Origin of the sequence: Reyranella sp. (assembly GCF_965249915.1) — a bacterium.
GTDB lineage: Bacteria > Pseudomonadota > Alphaproteobacteria > Reyranellales > Reyranellaceae > Reyranella.
Genome location: NZ_OZ252257.1, coordinates 4,908,422 through 4,923,668, shown reverse-complemented (window position 1 = coordinate 4,923,668; position 15,247 = coordinate 4,908,422). Strand labels below are relative to the sequence as shown.

The 15,247-nt window shown below is 66.8% G+C and carries 16 protein-coding genes; 10 read left to right on the top strand and 6 right to left on the bottom strand.

Annotation, left to right across the window (positions count from 1 at the left end; all coding sequences use genetic code 11):
• The first annotated feature begins 6 nt into the window (after positions 1 to 6).
• On the top strand, positions 7 to 888 hold the full coding sequence (locus tag ACP15H_RS24240) for a hydrogen peroxide-inducible genes activator (RefSeq protein WP_425068691.1): 882 nt from the start codon (positions 7 to 9) through the stop codon (positions 886 to 888).
• A gap of 146 nt (positions 889 to 1,034) precedes the next feature.
• Here ACP15H_RS24240 and ACP15H_RS24235 read toward each other — a convergent pair whose 3' ends face one another.
• Together ACP15H_RS24235 and ACP15H_RS24230 are read right to left on the bottom strand one after the other, a co-directional pair.
• The gene (locus ACP15H_RS24235) at positions 1,035 to 1,337 is read right to left on the bottom strand and encodes a hypothetical protein (RefSeq protein WP_425068690.1); all 303 of its coding nucleotides are present in this window, start codon (positions 1,335 to 1,337) and stop codon (positions 1,035 to 1,037) included.
• A gap of 6 nt (positions 1,338 to 1,343) precedes the next feature.
• Positions 1,344 to 1,673 carry a hypothetical protein gene (locus ACP15H_RS24230; protein ID WP_425068689.1) on the bottom strand — a complete coding sequence of 110 codons (330 nt, stop codon included), beginning with the start codon at positions 1,671 to 1,673 and terminating at the stop codon, positions 1,344 to 1,346.
• A 109-nt stretch (positions 1,674 to 1,782) separates the two neighbouring features.
• On the opposite strand from ACP15H_RS24230, the gene ACP15H_RS24225 reads away from it, so the two are divergent.
• Genes ACP15H_RS24225 through ACP15H_RS24205 form a run of 5 tightly spaced genes read left to right on the top strand, consistent with a single transcriptional unit; the run spans position 1,783 to position 6,329 of the window.
• A complete protein-coding gene (locus ACP15H_RS24225) occupies positions 1,783 to 2,457 on the top strand; it encodes an MSMEG_1061 family FMN-dependent PPOX-type flavoprotein (RefSeq protein ID WP_425068688.1) in 675 nt (224 codons plus the stop codon).
• The gene (locus ACP15H_RS24220) at positions 2,439 to 3,362 is read left to right on the top strand and encodes a fatty acid desaturase (RefSeq protein ID WP_425068687.1); all 924 of its coding nucleotides are present in this window, start codon (positions 2,439 to 2,441) and stop codon (positions 3,360 to 3,362) included. Before ACP15H_RS24225 ends, ACP15H_RS24220 begins: the two co-directional genes overlap by 19 nt.
• 9 nt (positions 3,363 to 3,371) lie before the next feature.
• Positions 3,372 to 4,343 carry an alpha/beta fold hydrolase gene (locus ACP15H_RS24215; RefSeq protein ID WP_425068686.1) on the top strand — a complete coding sequence of 324 codons (972 nt, stop codon included), beginning with the start codon at positions 3,372 to 3,374 and terminating at the stop codon, positions 4,341 to 4,343.
• Positions 4,336 to 5,778 carry a thioredoxin family protein gene (locus tag ACP15H_RS24210; RefSeq protein ID WP_425068685.1) on the top strand — a complete coding sequence of 481 codons (1,443 nt, stop codon included), beginning with the start codon at positions 4,336 to 4,338 and terminating at the stop codon, positions 5,776 to 5,778. The genes ACP15H_RS24215 and ACP15H_RS24210 overlap by 8 nt, the downstream gene beginning before the upstream one ends.
• Positions 5,779 to 5,804: 26 nt before the next feature.
• Entirely contained in the window at positions 5,805 to 6,329 is a 525-nt protein-coding gene (locus ACP15H_RS24205) for a UGSC family (seleno)protein (RefSeq protein WP_425069960.1), read from the top strand.
• A 129-nt stretch (positions 6,330 to 6,458) separates the two neighbouring features.
• Here the strand turns inward: ACP15H_RS24205 and ACP15H_RS24200 are convergent, their stop codons facing one another.
• Together ACP15H_RS24200 and ACP15H_RS24195 are read right to left on the bottom strand one after the other, a co-directional pair.
• Positions 6,459 to 7,517 carry an alpha/beta fold hydrolase gene (locus tag ACP15H_RS24200; protein WP_425068684.1) on the bottom strand — a complete coding sequence of 353 codons (1,059 nt, stop codon included), beginning with the start codon at positions 7,515 to 7,517 and terminating at the stop codon, positions 6,459 to 6,461.
• Positions 7,498 to 9,942: a DUF3772 domain-containing protein gene (locus tag ACP15H_RS24195; protein ID WP_425068683.1), complete on the bottom strand. Its 2,445-nt coding sequence runs from the start codon at positions 9,940 to 9,942 to the stop codon at positions 7,498 to 7,500. Before ACP15H_RS24195 ends, ACP15H_RS24200 begins: the two co-directional genes overlap by 20 nt.
• 184 nt (positions 9,943 to 10,126) lie before the next feature.
• On the opposite strand from ACP15H_RS24195, the gene ACP15H_RS24190 reads away from it, so the two are divergent.
• Genes ACP15H_RS24190 through ACP15H_RS24180 form a run of 3 tightly spaced genes read left to right on the top strand, consistent with a single transcriptional unit; the run spans position 10,127 to position 12,310 of the window.
• The gene (locus ACP15H_RS24190) at positions 10,127 to 11,230 is read left to right on the top strand and encodes a malate/lactate/ureidoglycolate dehydrogenase (protein WP_425068682.1); all 1,104 of its coding nucleotides are present in this window, start codon (positions 10,127 to 10,129) and stop codon (positions 11,228 to 11,230) included.
• Positions 11,231 to 11,261: 31 nt separating this feature from the next.
• Positions 11,262 to 11,882, top strand: coding sequence for a glutathione S-transferase (locus ACP15H_RS24185; RefSeq protein ID WP_425068681.1), 621 nt, complete (start codon positions 11,262 to 11,264; stop codon positions 11,880 to 11,882).
• Positions 11,883 to 11,887: 5 nt separating this feature from the next.
• A complete protein-coding gene (locus tag ACP15H_RS24180; protein WP_425068680.1) occupies positions 11,888 to 12,310 on the top strand; it encodes a cupin domain-containing protein in 423 nt (140 codons plus the stop codon).
• Between the two features lie 335 nt (positions 12,311 to 12,645).
• Here the strand turns inward: ACP15H_RS24180 and ACP15H_RS24175 are convergent, their stop codons facing one another.
• Positions 12,646 to 13,443, bottom strand: coding sequence for a hypothetical protein (locus ACP15H_RS24175; RefSeq protein WP_425068679.1), 798 nt, complete (start codon positions 13,441 to 13,443; stop codon positions 12,646 to 12,648).
• 76 nt (positions 13,444 to 13,519) lie between these two features.
• Positions 13,520 to 14,401, bottom strand: coding sequence for a DMT family transporter (locus ACP15H_RS24170; RefSeq protein WP_425068678.1), 882 nt, complete (start codon positions 14,399 to 14,401; stop codon positions 13,520 to 13,522).
• Between the two features lie 88 nt (positions 14,402 to 14,489).
• Between ACP15H_RS24170 and ACP15H_RS24165 the strand changes: the two genes are divergently transcribed.
• On the top strand, positions 14,490 to 15,242 hold the full coding sequence (locus tag ACP15H_RS24165; protein ID WP_425068677.1) for a DUF1499 domain-containing protein: 753 nt from the start codon (positions 14,490 to 14,492) through the stop codon (positions 15,240 to 15,242).
• Positions 15,243 to 15,247 lie beyond the last annotated feature (5 nt).

Below are 15,247 nucleotides of genomic sequence, written 5' to 3'. Positions count from 1 at the left end.
CCCAGCATGAAACCTATCCCGACACTGCGACAGCTCCGCTACCTGGTGGCGGTGGTGGATCGCTGTCACTTCGGGCAGGCGGCGGCGGCCTGCAACGTCAGCCAGTCGACGCTCAGCGCCAGCATCCAGGAGCTGGAAGAGCTTTTGGGGGCGCCGCTGCTGGAGCGGACCAAGCGCTCGGTCGTGCCGACGGCGCTGGGCCGCAAGGTCGCCGACCGCGCCCGCGCCCTGCTGAAGGGCGCCGAGGATCTGATGGACGCAGGCCTGGCGGCGCGCGATCCGCTGTCGGGGCCGCTGCATCTCGGCGTCATCCCGACCATCGGCCCGTTCCTGCTGCCGCGCGCCATGCCGCGCCTGCGCGAGAGCTTCCCCAAGCTGCAGCTCTACCTGCGCGAGGACCAGACCGCGCGCCTGCTGGAGCGGCTGGACTCGGGCAATCTCGACGCCGTGTTGCTGGCCCTGCCCTATGCGCTGGGCGACCTCGAGGTGATGGATCTCGGCGAGGACCGGTTCTCGATCGTCCAGCCCGCGGGCCATACCCCGGCGGCCAGCATCGCCGACGAGAACCTGTTGCTGCTGGAGGACGGCCACTGCCTGCGCGAGCAGGCGCTGGCGGCCTGCGAACTCGAAGGCGCGCGGCGCAACGCCGGCTTCAACGGCACGAGCCTGCACACTTTGGCGCAGATGGTGGCGAACGGCCTAGGCGTCACCCTGATGCCGCAGATGGCGCTGGACGCCGGCATCCTGCGCGGCCTCGACGTGACGGTGCGGCCGCTGACGGGCGCGGTCCCGCATCGCCGCATCGGTCTCGTGTGGCGCCGCTCGTCCGCGCGCACGGAAACCTTCCACGCGCTGGGCGACGCGCTGAAGGATGAACTCGCGATGTAATGAGGAAGGAGCAGGTCAGGTCTGCAGGATTGACTCGGCAGCACCCACAGGCGGTCGTGCTACTTCGAATCCGCAGAGATTAAAGGCCTGTGCGCCCGACCGCGGATCTCGCGGTCGGGCTCTTTTTTGTCCAGGCGCTGCCGCCGTTACGGCTGCTGACTCGGGGCGGGATTCATCGGTTCCGGCGTCGGCGTGGCCGGGATCGGCGCCACCCGCGGCACCGTCGGGGTCCGCGTCTCGTTGGTCTGCGAATTGATGGTCGCAGGGTCAGGGTTGCGAGCCAGATCGGTTCGCTCCGGGCGATGGCCCGAGAAGAACATCAGGCCTGCTGCCGCCACGATCGCGGCCACCACGCCCACCACCAGATAGAGTCCTCGGCTCGGGGAGCGGGGCTCGAAAGCCACGTCCTCATAAGCAGGTTTGTCGAGCTTGGGGTCATAGTCGCTCATCGCCCCTTACTCCTGAGGCGCCGCCGGCGTCGTGGCCGGAGCCGGGGTTGCCGGGCGGGCGGGAAGCGGGATGGCCGCCGGTCGGTCGGCGTCCGGCGTAGCGGAAGGCGACTCCGTCACGGTGCGCTCGATCGGGGCCGGAGACTGCGCCTGTTCGGGGCCGATGTTGCTGTTCTGCGGATTGCCGAAGTAGAGGAAGCCGCCGACCAGGGCGACGCCCGCCAGGGCGGCGAGCAGAATGTAGCCGGGACGGCCACTGTCCGGCGCATTACGGTACGGGTCGGTCGGATCATAGCCGGGACGGCCGGGACCCAGGTTCGGATCGTAATTGCTCATCTGGTCCTCCTTTTGCTGTGACTGCAGGACCAACGACTCCTCGCGCCAGATGGTTTCCCCGGAGGGGGGTGCCTGCTACCCTGCCTTGCAAATTCCGGAGGTCTAGAAAATGCCCGATTCGCTGCCTTTTTCGGCTCCCCCGACGCAACCGGCGTTGCTCGACGACGAGGGCGCCCGGGCGCTGATCGCCTCCTATGCGGCGGTCAGTGTGACCGCCGCGGTGAAGGACATCGGCCGCATCGATGCGCATATGGGCCGCTTCATCGCCCTGTCGCCAATCTGCCTGATCGCCACCGCCGATGCCTCGGGCAAGCAGGACGTGACCCCGCGCGGCGATCCGCCGGGCTCGTTCAAGGTGCTCGACGAGAAGACGATCGCGCTGGCCGACCGGCCGGGCAACAACCGGCTCGATACGCTGCGCAACCTGCTGGAGAATCCCGAGGTCGCGCTGATCTTCCTGCTGCCGGGCGTCAACGAGACGGTGCGGGTCGCGGGCACGGCGCGCCTGTCGGTCGATCCGGCGCTGCTCGACTCGATGGCGGTGCAGGGCAAGGCGCCGAAATGCGCCATCGTCGTCGCGGTCCGCCAGGCCTACCTGCACTGCGCCAAGGCGCTGCTGCGCTCGCGCCTGTGGTCGCCGGACTACGTCCAGCCCAAGGGAACCTTCCCCTCGATCGCGCGCATGGTCGGCGACCAGATCGGCTTGAGCGAGGACGAGAAGAAGAAGCGCGAGGCCGTCACCGAACACGCATACAAGGAAGGTCTATGGGCACCTATACAGTAACGGGGCAACGCGCCCGCCAGATGCGGGTGGTGCCGGCGGAGGTGCTGAAGCGCCTCTATGCCCGCGACGATACCAAGGGCCTGATCCAGACCGGCGCGCATCTCGCGCTGCTGGTGCTGGGCGGCTGGCTGGTCCTCGAGACACGCGGTACCTGGTGGGTACTGCTGGCGCTGCTGCTGCAGGGCATCTTCGTGAATTCGCTGTTCGGCGCCATGCACGAGTCGGTGCATTACGGCTCGTTCAAGACGCGCTGGATGGCCGACCTGCTGGCCTTCTTCTCGGGTGCGGCGATCCTGAACAATGCCGGCTTCTACCGGCACTATCATCTCGCCCATCACCGCTACACGCAGGATCCCGACCGCGATCCCGAGCTGATCACCTCAGGCACCCCGCGGACCTGGAAAGCCTATCTCTTCCGCATCAGCTCGATCCCGTTCCTGATGATCCGGGTCCGCGACATCTTCCTGTTCCCGTTCGGCTTCAAGGGCGACGTGACTTACATCCATGATTCGGCGTGGCCCGAGGTGCGGCGCTGGGGCCGCTGGCTGCTCGCCCTCTATGCGGTGCTGATCGTGGGGTCGATCCTGCTCAGGACGGATGTCGTGCTCTGGGTCTGGTTCTTCCCGCTGCTGGTCGGCCTGCCGCTCCTGCGGCTCTATCTGCTCACCGAGCACACGCTGTGCCCCAACAGCGACGACGGTTTCGCCAACACGCGCACGACGATCTCCAATCCCATCGTGCGCTTCCTGATGTGGAACCTCCCGTACCACGCCGAGCATCACCTGCTGCCCAACATCCCGTTCCATCACCTGCCCGAGGCGCACCGGCACCTGCGGCCGCACCTGAAATATGTGGCCAGGAGCTATACCCAGACACATGGAGAGATCATCCGCAGCTTCGGCTAAGGTCGAAGCATGCGGACGAACCAAGGAAGCTGGGCGGCGGACAATGTGCGGCTGCAGCGCGGCGGCACCCTGAAGCAGGCCCGCATCGTGTGGAAGACCTACGGCACGCTGTCGCCCAAGCGCGACAACGTGATCCTCTATCCCACCAGCTACGGCGCCCATCACACCGACATCGACTGGCTGATCGACGTGCGGCACTGCCTCGATCCCAGCCGCTACTTTATCGTCATTCCCAACATGCTGACGAACGGCCTGTCGTCGTCGCCGTCGAACACGCCGGACTTCCCCGAGGTCACGACCTACGACAACGTCATGCTGCAACGGCAGATGCTGCTGGAGCTGTTTGCGATCGACCGGCTGAAGCTGGTCTATGGCTGGTCGATGGGCGCGCAGCAGGCCTATCACTGGGGCGCGCTGTTCGGCGAGGCGGTCGAGCGCATCGTGGTCAATTGCGGCTCGGCCCGCACGGCGCCGCACAATTTCGTCTTCCTCGAAGGCATCCGCACCACCCTGCAGGCCGCGGCGACGCCGCAGCAGGGCCTGCGCGCCATGGGCCGCATCTATGCCGGCTGGGCGCTCAGCCAGACCTTCTATCGCCGCGAGATGTGGCGCGGCCTGGGCTCCGCCAGTCTCGAGGATTTCCTCGTGCGCTCCTGGGAAGCCAACTTCCTGCGCCGCGACATGCACGACCTGCTGGCCCAGCTCTTCACGTGGCAGCACGGCGACATTTCGGCCAACGATCTCTATCGCGGCGACCTGCAGATGGCGCTGGCCGGTATCAAGGCCAAGGTGCTGCTGATGCCGTCGGCCACCGATCTGTATTTCCAGACCGACGACAACAGGGAAGAGTTGCCGTATCTGAAATACGGGAGGCTGGCGGAGATCCCGTCCGTATGGGGTCATCGCGCCGGCAACCCGCGCGACAATCCCGAGGATGCCGCGTTCATCGATGCCCAGGTGGAGGCTCTGCTGAATGATTGAGGTACTGCCCGCGGACGGGCTGGTAATCGTCGCCAAGCACGAATGCCATACCTGCGTGCTGGTCGAGCCGGTGATGCAGCGCCTCGACAAGGCGGGCCCCCTCACCGTCATCACCCAGGACGATCCGGCCTTTCCCTCCGGCGTCGGCCGCGTGCTCGACGACCAGCAGCTCGAACGCTCGTTCCATCTCAACATCGAAGCCGTGCCGACGCTGATCCGCTACGAAGGCGGTCGCGAGGTCGGCCGCACCGTGGGCTGGGATCGCGCCGAATGGATCCGCCTGGCCGGCGAAGCGGCCGCGGGCGAAGGCCTGCCGGCGTGGCAACCCGGCTGCGGCTCGCGCAGCGTCGAGCCCGGCGTGCAGGAAGCGCTGATCGCGCGCTACGGCGATCCCGGTCTGGCGTCGCGCGAGATTCCGGTCGGCGAATGGGACGATCCCATCGAGGCCTGCTTCGAGCGCGGCTGGAGCGACGGCCTGCCCGTCGTGCCGCCGACCGACGAGCGCATCCTGCGCATGCTGGGCGGCACCGACCGCAAGCCCGACGAGATCGTGGGCCTGATCCCGCCCAACCTCGCGCCCTGCACGGTCGAGAAGGTGGCGATCAACGCCGTGATGGCGGGCTGCAAGCCGGAATACATGCCCGTCGTGCTGGGCGTGCTGGAGGCCGCCCTCGATCCGCTGTTCGTGCTGCACGGGCTGCTCTGCACCACGCATTTTGCGGGCCCGCTGGTGATCATCAACGGACCGGCGGCCAGGGCGGTCGGCATGAACTCGGGCATCAACGCGCTGGGCCAGGGCAATCGCGCCAATGCCACGATTGGCCGGGCGCTGCAGCTGATCGTGCGCAACGTCGGCGGCGGCCTGCCCGGCGGCATGGATCGCGCGACCCTGGGCAATCCCGGCAAGTACACGTTCTGCTTCGCCGAGGACGAATCCGATCCCGACTGGGAGCCGCTGGCGCAGCGGCGCGGCATCGCGGCCGGCAAGAGCGCCGTCACGCTGTTCCATGCCGAAGGCGTGCACGGCTTCATCGACCAGAAGTCCCGCACGCCGGAAGAGCTCGCGCGCTCGCTGGCGATGGGCCTGTTCGGGGTCGGCCATCCCAAGCTCTGCGACTCGGGCAACGCCGTGCTGGTGCTGTCGCCCGAGCATTACCGGATCTTCAAGGAGGGCGGCTGGAACCGCCGGCGCATCGAGGACGCGCTCTATCAGGCCCTGAAGCGTCCCGGCCGCGACCTGATCCACGGCGCCCAGGGCGTGGCGGAAGGGCTGCCCGCTTCGATGGCCGACAAGATCGTCGACAAGTTTCCGCCTGACGGTCTGCTGATCGTTCGCGCCGGCGGTCCGGCCGGTCTATTCTCCGCCATCATCGGCGGCTGGCCCGGACAGCGCGTGCGCGAGGAATGCCAGGCCGTCACCCACGAGATTCGCTGAAGGACATCGATCCCATGAGTCAGGCCATGAACCATTCGAGCAAGCTGCGCGATCCCACGGCCGAGACCTCGCCGACGCGCCGCGCCCGCCTCGCCCCGCCGCCCTCGCTCGACGGCAAGGTCGTGGCGCTGATGGATATCGGCAAATCGGGGGGCGCGGTGTTCCTCGACCGGCTCGAGGGCCACTTCAAGTCGGCCGGCGTGGCGACCAGGCGCTATCGCAAGCCCACCAACACCAAGGTCGCGCCCGCTTCGGTTCTGCAGACGATCGCGGCCGAGGCACAGCTCGCGGTGATCGCCTTAAGCGATTGAGGCTCCTGCACATCGTGCAGTCTGCACGACCTACATAGTCTCGACGGCCGCGGGCTTCCCGGCGTCAACATCGTGACCACCGAGTTCGTGGACGGCGTCACCGCGCAAAGCGATGCGCTGGGCTTCGAGCCGGCAGTCGTCTACGTGCCGCATCCGATCCAGAACCGCACCAAGGCCGAAGTCGAAGCAATCGCCGACCACGCCTTCACCCAGGTCATGTCGCTGCTGAAGAGCGCTTAGGACAAGACTGTCGTCCTGAGCGCAGCGAAGGACCTGACGGAGCGACCGAAGGACTCTGTGGCTAGCGAGAGATCCTTCGCTGCGCTCAGGATGACAGCGTTTTGCGGATTGTCTTTGCGGAGAGGACGCCTAATCCTTCTCCGGCACGACGGCGGGCTGGACGGTTTCGTCGACGGTCGCATCGGCATCGGGCTCCACCGGGGCGCTGGACTGCGGCGGTAGCGGCGCGTTGGCCAGGAAGGCGGCCACGACGGCGGCGGTTGCGCGCGGCGCTTCTTCCATCGGGTTGTGACCGAGATTCTCGAAGATCTCGAGCTTGGCGCCCTTGATGTCCTCCTGGAAGCGGAAGGCATCGGCCACCGGCACCCAGCGGTCCTTGGCGCCCCAGATGATCAGGGTCGGCACGTCGAGGCGCTTCAGCGCCGAGGGATCGAGCGGCTCCTGGGTGCGGGCCCGCTGCAGGGTGGCGTCGCGATTGCCGGGGAAGCGCTGCAGCTCGGCATAGCGCTTGACCCTCTCAGCCGTCACCATCGCCGGATCGGCATAGGCCTCGCTGAGCGAGCGGCGGACCATGCCCTCCGGCTTGAAGTAGATTCCGATGTCGCCGACGATCGGTGTGCGGGCCAGCCGGGTCGCCAACGGCGCGTCGCCGCCCTGTCGCGGATAGCCCGCGGCATCGACCAGCACGAGCTGGATGACGCGATCGGGTCGCGTCGCCGCAAAGGTCCAGGCGACGGCGGCGCCCAGCGAGTGGCCGGCCACGACGACCTTGTCGAGATGAAGCGTGTCGATCAGCACCTCGATGAAGTCGGCATAGGCCTCGACCGTATATTCGTCGCGCGGCCAGGCGCCGGTCAGGCCATGGCCCGGCAGGTCGACGGAAATGACGCGCGCGTCCTTGCCCAGTTCGCGCGCCCAGCCCTCCCACGTGTGCAGGGAGCCGTTCGAACCGTGGATCAGCACGATGGGCACGCCCTCGGGGTTGCCCTGTTCGCGGATATGGGCGTTGACGCCGCCGACATCGACGAAGCGCGAGCGATCGTTGGCGTAGCGGGCTATCAACGTCGCGGGTGGCAGCGACGGCGCATAGGCCCACATCGCCACGCCCGCGAACGCCGCCACGCCGAACAGCGCATAGAGCGGCCAGCGCCGGGGCGGCGCCTCGTCCCTACGCCGCCGCGGGGCCATCGCCCGGCCTGTCGTTCGAGGTGCCCTTCGTCTCGGGCGAAGGATCGGCGTGCAGCGAGAAGTTTACCTTGTCGAGGCCGCGCAGCCGGATTTCCGGCACCGCGCCGGGATTGAAGATCTTCTGGCCGATCAGCTTGGCCAGGATCGCGCGGTTGAGGTCGTTGGTCACGATCAGCCGGTCCTCGAGACGCGCCACGAACACGAACAGCTCGAACTCGAGCCCGTCGGAGCCGACCTTGACGAAGCGCACGATCGGCGCCGGGATGCGCAGCACGCGGGTGTGGCCCAACGCGGCTTCGCGCAGGATCGCCTCCATGGCGTCGACGTCGGAGCCGACCGGCACGGTGAGTTTGATCTCGATGCGGCTCGACGTGTCGGAATAGGTGCGGTTGACGACCGGATTCTGCAGGAACAGGCTGTTGGGCACGATGACGTGCGTGCGCTGGAAGGTTTCGATTTCCGTCGCCCGGATGTTGATGCGCCGCACGAAGCCCTCGTGGCCGTTCACCGTCACCCAGTCCCCCGCCTTGATCGGCCGCTCGACCAGCAGGATGACGCCGGAGATCACGTTGTTGGCGATGTTCTGCAGGCCCAGGCCGATACCGACCGACAGCGCGCCCAGCACGATGGCCAGGTTGGTGAAGTCTACGCCCAGCGCGCCGATGCTCACCAGGATGGCGATCATCACGCCGGCATAGTTGAGGCCGGCATCGATCGACTGGCGCAGCGGCAACGGCGCCTCGACGGTCGGCATCACGCGGTCCCGCACGACGCTGCGGATGAGGCGCGCCAGCAGCATGCACACGAAGAACGCCACGATCGCCATGCCGACATTGCCGAGCGAGATCGTGACGCCGCCGACCTTGACGCCCCGCACGAGCTGGCCCAGCCCGTCGATCATGGCATCGGTATCGACGTTCCAGGCCCCCGGAATCGCGATCCCGAGCAGCAGAACGAGGGCGGTGTCGAACACCAGCAGGACGAGGTACTGGCCGCGCAGCGTGCTGTCGGGCGCAAGGCCGAACGCGCTGCGGACGAAGGCGCCCGTGGGAGTGCCGGGGGCGGCGGCCGCGTCGAGAAGATCGGCCACCAGCTTGTGCAGAAGGAAAGCGATCGCGATCAGCAGGCAGGTCGTCGAGATCGCCGTATGCAGATGTGCGCCCAGCGTCGCATAGCCGACCAGCGAGCAGGCGATCGAGGAGAAGACCGCGACCACGAGCAGAAGACGCGCCACCGCCCACCAGGTCCCGCCGATCATGGGGGGAAGTTCGGAGCCTTCCGGGCGGTCGGCCTGCCACGCCCGGTTCGACAGGGTCGGCAGGCTGAGCAGGGCCACGACGGCCGTCAGCACGACCGCACCGACCGACGCGACTGCATCGCGGCCCTCGCCGCGGCTGAGCGCAATGTAGAAGAACTCCAGGGGCAGGCTGATCGAATAGAGCCGCCGCAGAGCCCGCGACAGGAACTGGGCGCTGTCGTCGCAGAACGGCAGGGCCCGCCATTCGGGACGCGCCGGCGACAGGGCCGCGGCGGTCATGCCGAACACCAGCAGCAGAAGGATGAGCCGGCCCACGGCCTCGGGGATAAGCGCGTCGATCGGCGACGGCGGATTGCTCGCAAGCAGGAGTTTGCCGACCAGCCACACCGCCAGGATGGGCACGAGGACGAGGCCCAGCCCGTCGATGGCACCCATGATGGTCTGGTCGCGCCGCGCATCGATGTGTGTGCCGCCGCGGCCGAAGCGGCGGCGGAGCGCGCGGCCGACCCACCACAGGATGATCGTGAGCGCGGCCCACAGGCCGAGCGGCACCAGCTCGGGGCTGCCGGCGCCGAGCGTGAAGAAGCCCTCGTGGCTCCAGCTTGCCATCGCGCCGGTCAGCGTCTTCACCGACGCCACGAATTGCGGGCCGATCTTGTGCCACACGGTGGGCGAGAGCGGAGAGGGGTCGCGACGCAGCAGGGTCTGCAGCACCAGCTCGCCGCGCACCTTGGTCAGCCGCTCCAGAAGCTGGTCGGCGCGGGCGATCACCACCTCGCATTGCTTGACGCGGCTCTCGGCGATCGTCGCCTGTTCGGTCAACCGTTCGCGCTCCGCCTTCACCGCATCGGTCTCGGGCGGCGCATCGGTGCCGGGCTTCACGTCGAGCGGCGCCAGGAGCTTCTTGGTGTCGGCAAGGTCGTTGCGGGCGAAGGCGGCGGCGGCCATCGCGGCCGTGCGCACGTCGGTCGCCTGTTCGCGCAACCCGTCGATCTCGACCGGCAGCAGGTCGGCCTGCTCGGTGCGGGACGAGATGCGGTCGAGCTGACGGCCCCAGAGCTCGACGAGCTGGCTGAAGGGGCGTTGCGGCTGTGGCACGGTCTGGGCGGAAGCCGCGACGCTTGCGAACAGCAGCACGAACAATGCGAGGCGAGCGAGAGACCGCATTCGGTGCGCTAATCCCGGAAACGACGAAGGGCTTTGCAAGGTCACTACCATAGGCGGCCCGGATCAAGCCACGTCGCAGACTGTCTGGCTGCCCAGAGCGGCGAAATCAGGGCGCCGCTTCGGCGTTGACAGCGTCGTGGCGACGCGGAACCTTGCCGCCCGAAATGTGAAGGGGAGACGAGAGATGGCCGAGGGGCAAGGTTCCGTGGGCGAAATCCGCATCGAGCCCGCCCGGCTGCACGCCTTTACCATGGCGATCTGCCGGGCCGACGGCAGCTCCGACGCAGAGGCGAAGCTCGTCGCCGACCATCTCGTGCTGGCCAATCTGTACGGCCATGACAGCCACGGCGTCGGCATGATGCCGTCCTATATCCAGAACACCCTCAACGGTGCCTGCAAGCGCAACCATCACGCCACGATCGATCGCGACAATGGTGCGGTGATCGTGGTCGAGGGCGGCGCGGGCTACGGCCAGGTCATCGCCAAGGAGGCGATGGACATCGGCATCGAGCGGGCGAAGAAGCACGGTGTCTGCGTCGTCGGCCTCAAGAACTCCCATCACATCGGCCGGATCGGCCACTGGGGTGAGCAGTGCGCGCGCGCCGGCATGGTGAGCACGCACTGGGTGAACGTGCACGGCCACAAGTCGCTGGTCGCGCCGTTCGGCGGCGCCGAGGCGCGCTTCACGACCAACCCCTACTGCACGGCCATTCCGCGCAAGGGCCAGGAGCCGATCGTGCTCGACTTCGCGACCAGCCAAGTGGCGATGGGCAAGGTGCGGGTCGCCAACAACAAGAAGATCCAGATGGAGGAAGGCCTCCTGATCGATGCCGGCGGCAACGCCACCACCGAGCCGGGCGTGATGTACAACGCTCCTTATGGCGCCATCCTGCCGTTCGGCCTGCACAAGGGCGGCGGCCTCGCCGTGATCTGCGACCTGCTGGCCGGCGCGCTGACCGGCGGCCGTACGCACAGCCCGCGCACGATCAAGAAGAACGGCACCGACATCATCAACAACATGCTGTCGATCATCATCGATCCCGACGCGATGGGCGGCACCGCCTTCTTCGAGGACGAGGTCGACACCTTCATCGACTGGGTGAAGTCCGCCAAGCCGCAGCCCGGCGTCGCCGAGGTGCTGGTGCCGGGCGAGCCCGAGCGGGCGCGCAAGCTCGATCGCGAGAAGAATGGCGTGCCGATCGACACGACCACCTGGCAGCAGCTCGTCGATACCGCCCGGAAGGTGCGTTTGAACGATACGGATATCCCGCAGATGGCCGGCGCCTGACGCGACCGGAAGCCGACAGGAGAGACCGACCATGGCCAAGATGAAGCTCTATTACTCGCCGGCGTCGCCCTATGCCCGCAAGGTCAGGGTGCTGGCGATCGAGACCGGTCTCGACAAGAAGATGGACATGGTGAACGTGGCCCTGACGCCGGTCGCGCCCAATGCCGACGTCGACAAGCACAATCCGATCGGCAAGATCCCGGCGCTCTCGACCAAGAACCTGGACCTCTTCGACTCGCCGGTGATCTGCGAGTACCTCGACAGCCAGCACAAGGGTCGCAAGCTGTTCCCGCGCAAGGGCCGCGAACGCTGGATGGCGCTGCGTCAGCAGGCCATGGCCGACGGCCTGCTCGATGCCGCGCTGCTCGCCCGCTACGAGGGCTTCCTGCGGCCCGAGGAGAAGCGCTGGCCCGACTGGTCGAAGGGCCAGATGAAGAAGATCGACGGCGTGCTCGACCAGCTCGAAGCCGAATCCAAGGCGCTCAAGGGCAAGCCCACGATCGGCACCGTCTCGATCGGCTGCGCGCTGGGTTATCTCGACTTCCGCTTCGGTCATCACGACTGGCGCGCGAAGCGGCCGAAGCTCGCCAAGTGGTTCACCGCCTTCGCCAAGACGCCGTCGATGAAGGCCACGGTCCCGCCGCCGGCCTGATCGTAATGACCGCTGACGAGATCATCGCCCGCCTCGGCCTGCAGCCGCATCCCGAGGGCGGCCACTATCGCGAGACGTTCCGCGCACCCGGCGGCAAGGACGGTCGCGGCGCCAGCACCGCGATCTTCTTCCTGCTGAAGGCCGGCGAGCGCTCGCATTGGCACCGGGTCGATGCCGACGAGGTCTGGCATCACTATGACGGCGCACCGCTCGAACTCTCGATGAGCGACGACGGTCGCGCATCGCGCCACCTGCGCCTCGGCTCCGACTTCGGCCTGGGCGAGACGCCGCAGATCGTCGTGCCCCGCGGGGTCTGGCAGGCGGCCCGCTCGCTCGGGCACTGGACGCTGGTCGGCTGCACCGTGGCTCCGGCCTTCGACTTCGCCGGCTTCGAGCTCGCCCCGCCCGGCTGGGAGCCGGGAGTCTAGCAGGCTGTTGAAATAGGTTTTTGAAGAGCGCTGGCGAGCAACTTTGATTGGCCGGCAGCAGCTTCAGCATAAGATCTAATCAGGACCGTCAATTCTCCGATTCGATTGTTTCCTTGCATCGGCCGGGTCTCGACTTTCAACAGCCTGTTAATGCGAGTCTGTGGTTGCGCTAGAGCAGCGCGTGCCCGCTGCGGCGCCGAGCCAATTCCTCAGCCTTTCCGATGAAACGCCCGTTGTGCTGAACTTTTGTGGCGTCGATATCATTGTCGCGTCCGTGTTGGGCGACCAGTTGGTGTGGGAGGTTGCACATTTACATTCCCTCTACCTAGCGACCCTCATTGCATCGCGTCATCGGTAGCCTTTAAGCGTGCCGTGATTTCCTCAATAGTCGCTCGCAGAGCGTTGTTGGATGGGTTGAGAATCTTAGTCTGGATTAGATCGCGGGTCTTGTCTGCAGCCCCTTCACTTCCCTCTAGCTTCAATGCATTCAGGTAGTGATAGAGACCCGAGTTAAAGTCATTCCATGTCGCTTGCGTGTTGTTGGGGAACAACCGTTGCAAGTAAGATTTGCACTCTGGACGCCTCGAAAAGAATGGCCCCTCGCCCGGGCCGGTCAGCTTGTCATGGACTTCTCTTGAGGCTTCAAGAAACGCATTAAGCTGTTCAGGCGAGTGGCTCTGATTAGGCGCCGTGACTTGTCGCATCACTGCTAGCATGCCTCGAAGTTCTTTGAGGCCATCTGAAAAGCACTCTCTGGCGCCAGGCCCCTTCGGAACCTCAGCCGTGAAAGCGCCAGTCAAAGGTTGAGTTGGCGTGGCCGAGAAAGGCTGCCGCGTCTGCCAAATTACGCCAACAGCCAAGGTCAACACGGAACACAGTGCTCCAATCATGCCGACCCAAATCAAGTGCGATGGCTCCAATTTTAGCCTCGGCCTTTTCTGAGCTTCTCTGTGATCATTATACCGATCAACAGCACCCCAGACGATGAAGAAGACCGTTCCCGCAAGCCCTCCGATGGTTAGGGTATGCCAAAGCCACTGGTTTTCCGGGCCGGGGAACGTCAAAGGCGCCCCCACGCCGGCCAACCCGATAAAAATGGAAATGATTGTTCCGAATGGAAGGCGCCCCCGCATCCGGCGATTATATCACAGCCTCCGGAGGCGAATCCTGAGGCCCGCCTAAGGTGTGCTTCCTAAATAATGTCAGGCATCAACGCTTCCACAGTTCGCGCGAGGCGAGCACGGCGCCGAAGGTGACCAGCAGGGCCGCGGCGATCAGCGTGCCGGTCGGCTCGGCCAGCCCGAACAGCACCAGGATGGCGGTCGAGAGGATGGGCGTCGCATAGGAGATCGCTCCCAGCGCGCGGATGTCGCCGCGCTTCACGGCGTGATCCCAGAAATAGAAGGCCGATCCGGCCGGGCCGAGGCCCAGCGCCAGGACCGCGAGCCAGGCCGTGCCGCTGGCGGGCCACACGGTGTGCTCGAACGCGAGATGACAGACGAGCGAGAGCAGGGCCGAGGCGGCGCAGAAGGCGGCGATGGCGTCGGTCGGCGTCTCCCCGAAGCGGCGCGATAGCACGGAATAGATCGACCAGGCAAAGGCGCAGCCCAGTGCCAGCAGATAGCCCAGCGCATGATTGTCGGCGAAGTTCAGTCCGCGGCCGAAGGCCAGCAGCACGACTCCCGCAAAGCCCAGCGCCGCGCCCGCGAGGTGCGGCCAGCCCAGCCGCTCGCCGGCCAGCGGTGCCGAGAGCAGCACGATCAGCAGCGGCCACAGGTAGTTGATCAGGTTGGCCTCGGCCGGCGGGGCGAGCTGAAGGGCCGCGAAGTAGAGGGCGTGGTAGCCGAACAGGCCGCCGATACCGAGCAGCCAGACGCGTGCCGGCCAGCCCACCAGGCCGGCCCAGCCGACCCCGTTGGTCCGGGCGCGGACGATGCCGATGGCGGCGCCGATGGCAAAGGTCATCGCGACCATCTGGAAGGGCGGGATCGGTCCGGCCGAAACCGATAGAAGAGCGAGCGAGCTCCACAGGCAGATCGAGATCAGGCCCGCCGCCATGGCGCGGCGTTGGACGGTGTCGGCTGTGGTCATTGTGGCCGCATAGAGAATGAAGCGGGGATTGTCGAGCGGATGCGCGAGTTTCGATTCACGGTTACGATGCGATTGCAGTGGAGCCTGGATGTTCGTTAGGCCGACCAATCCGATCAGTCATCGACTGGCGCGTATCGCCTTCATCTTAGCGACCGTCGGGTCGCTGATCGTAGCCGTTTCCGGGCCGCTGCATCGCTATCTCGGACTGGACATCGAGGCGGCCATCGCCGTCTTCCGCTACGGCTTCTATCTCACGGTGGCCGGCGTCGCGCTGGGCCTCGCGACCATCCTTCCCGCCCGACCCGGTGACCGGCGCCGTGGCAGCGTCGCGGCCTTCCTCGCCATCGTGATCGGCGGCGCGGGCGCGTGGGTGCCGCTGCACTGGTTCCTGCAGGCGCAGCAGCGGCCCGCGATCAACGACATCACGACCGACACGGCCAATCCGCCGCCGCTCGTGGCGACGGTGCAACTGCGGCGCGGGGCGCCCAATCCGCTGGCCTATCCGAAGGAGAACGCCGCCCTCCAGCGTGCCGCCTTCCCGGACATCGAACCCGTCATGCTGGCCGTGCCGCCGGCCGAGGCCTTCAAGCGTGTCGAGCGCGTGGCCACCGCCCTCAACTGGGAGATCGTGGCGCGGGTGCCGGCGGAAGGTCGCCTCGAAGCCATCGTGACCAGCCCGTGGTTCGGCTTTCGCGACGACATCGTCGTCCGCATCCGCCCCCAGGGGACCGGCAGCCGGATCGACATCCGTTCGAAGAGCCGCATCGGGGACGCCGATCTCGGCGGCAACGTCGACCGCGTGCGCGCCTTCCTCGCCCTGCTGAAGAGCGAGGGGTACTGAAAGGC

What these genes read in the sequence shown, in the direction of transcription:
- ACP15H_RS24240 (WP_425068691.1), top strand. Translation starts at nt 7, where the DNA reads ATGAAACCTATCCCGACACTGCGACAGCTCCGCTACCTGGTGGCGGTG.
- ACP15H_RS24235 (WP_425068690.1), bottom strand. Translation starts at nt 1,337, where the DNA reads ATGAGCGACTATGACCCCAAGCTCGACAAACCTGCTTATGAGGACGTG.
- ACP15H_RS24230 (WP_425068689.1), bottom strand. Translation starts at nt 1,673, where the DNA reads ATGAGCAATTACGATCCGAACCTGGGTCCCGGCCGTCCCGGCTATGAT.
- ACP15H_RS24225 (WP_425068688.1), top strand. Translation starts at nt 1,783, where the DNA reads ATGCCCGATTCGCTGCCTTTTTCGGCTCCCCCGACGCAACCGGCGTTG.
- ACP15H_RS24220 (WP_425068687.1), top strand. Translation starts at nt 2,439, where the DNA reads ATGGGCACCTATACAGTAACGGGGCAACGCGCCCGCCAGATGCGGGTG.
- ACP15H_RS24215 (WP_425068686.1), top strand. Translation starts at nt 3,372, where the DNA reads ATGCGGACGAACCAAGGAAGCTGGGCGGCGGACAATGTGCGGCTGCAG.
- ACP15H_RS24210 (WP_425068685.1), top strand. Translation starts at nt 4,336, where the DNA reads ATGATTGAGGTACTGCCCGCGGACGGGCTGGTAATCGTCGCCAAGCAC.
- ACP15H_RS24200 (WP_425068684.1), bottom strand. Translation starts at nt 7,517, where the DNA reads ATGGCCCCGCGGCGGCGTAGGGACGAGGCGCCGCCCCGGCGCTGGCCG.
- ACP15H_RS24195 (WP_425068683.1), bottom strand. Translation starts at nt 9,942, where the DNA reads ATGCGGTCTCTCGCTCGCCTCGCATTGTTCGTGCTGCTGTTCGCAAGC.
- ACP15H_RS24190 (WP_425068682.1), top strand. Translation starts at nt 10,127, where the DNA reads ATGGCCGAGGGGCAAGGTTCCGTGGGCGAAATCCGCATCGAGCCCGCC.
- ACP15H_RS24185 (WP_425068681.1), top strand. Translation starts at nt 11,262, where the DNA reads ATGGCCAAGATGAAGCTCTATTACTCGCCGGCGTCGCCCTATGCCCGC.
- ACP15H_RS24180 (WP_425068680.1), top strand. Translation starts at nt 11,888, where the DNA reads ATGACCGCTGACGAGATCATCGCCCGCCTCGGCCTGCAGCCGCATCCC.
- ACP15H_RS24175 (WP_425068679.1), bottom strand. Translation starts at nt 13,443, where the DNA reads ATGCGGGGGCGCCTTCCATTCGGAACAATCATTTCCATTTTTATCGGG.
- ACP15H_RS24170 (WP_425068678.1), bottom strand. Translation starts at nt 14,401, where the DNA reads ATGACCACAGCCGACACCGTCCAACGCCGCGCCATGGCGGCGGGCCTG.
- ACP15H_RS24165 (WP_425068677.1), top strand. Translation starts at nt 14,490, where the DNA reads ATGTTCGTTAGGCCGACCAATCCGATCAGTCATCGACTGGCGCGTATC.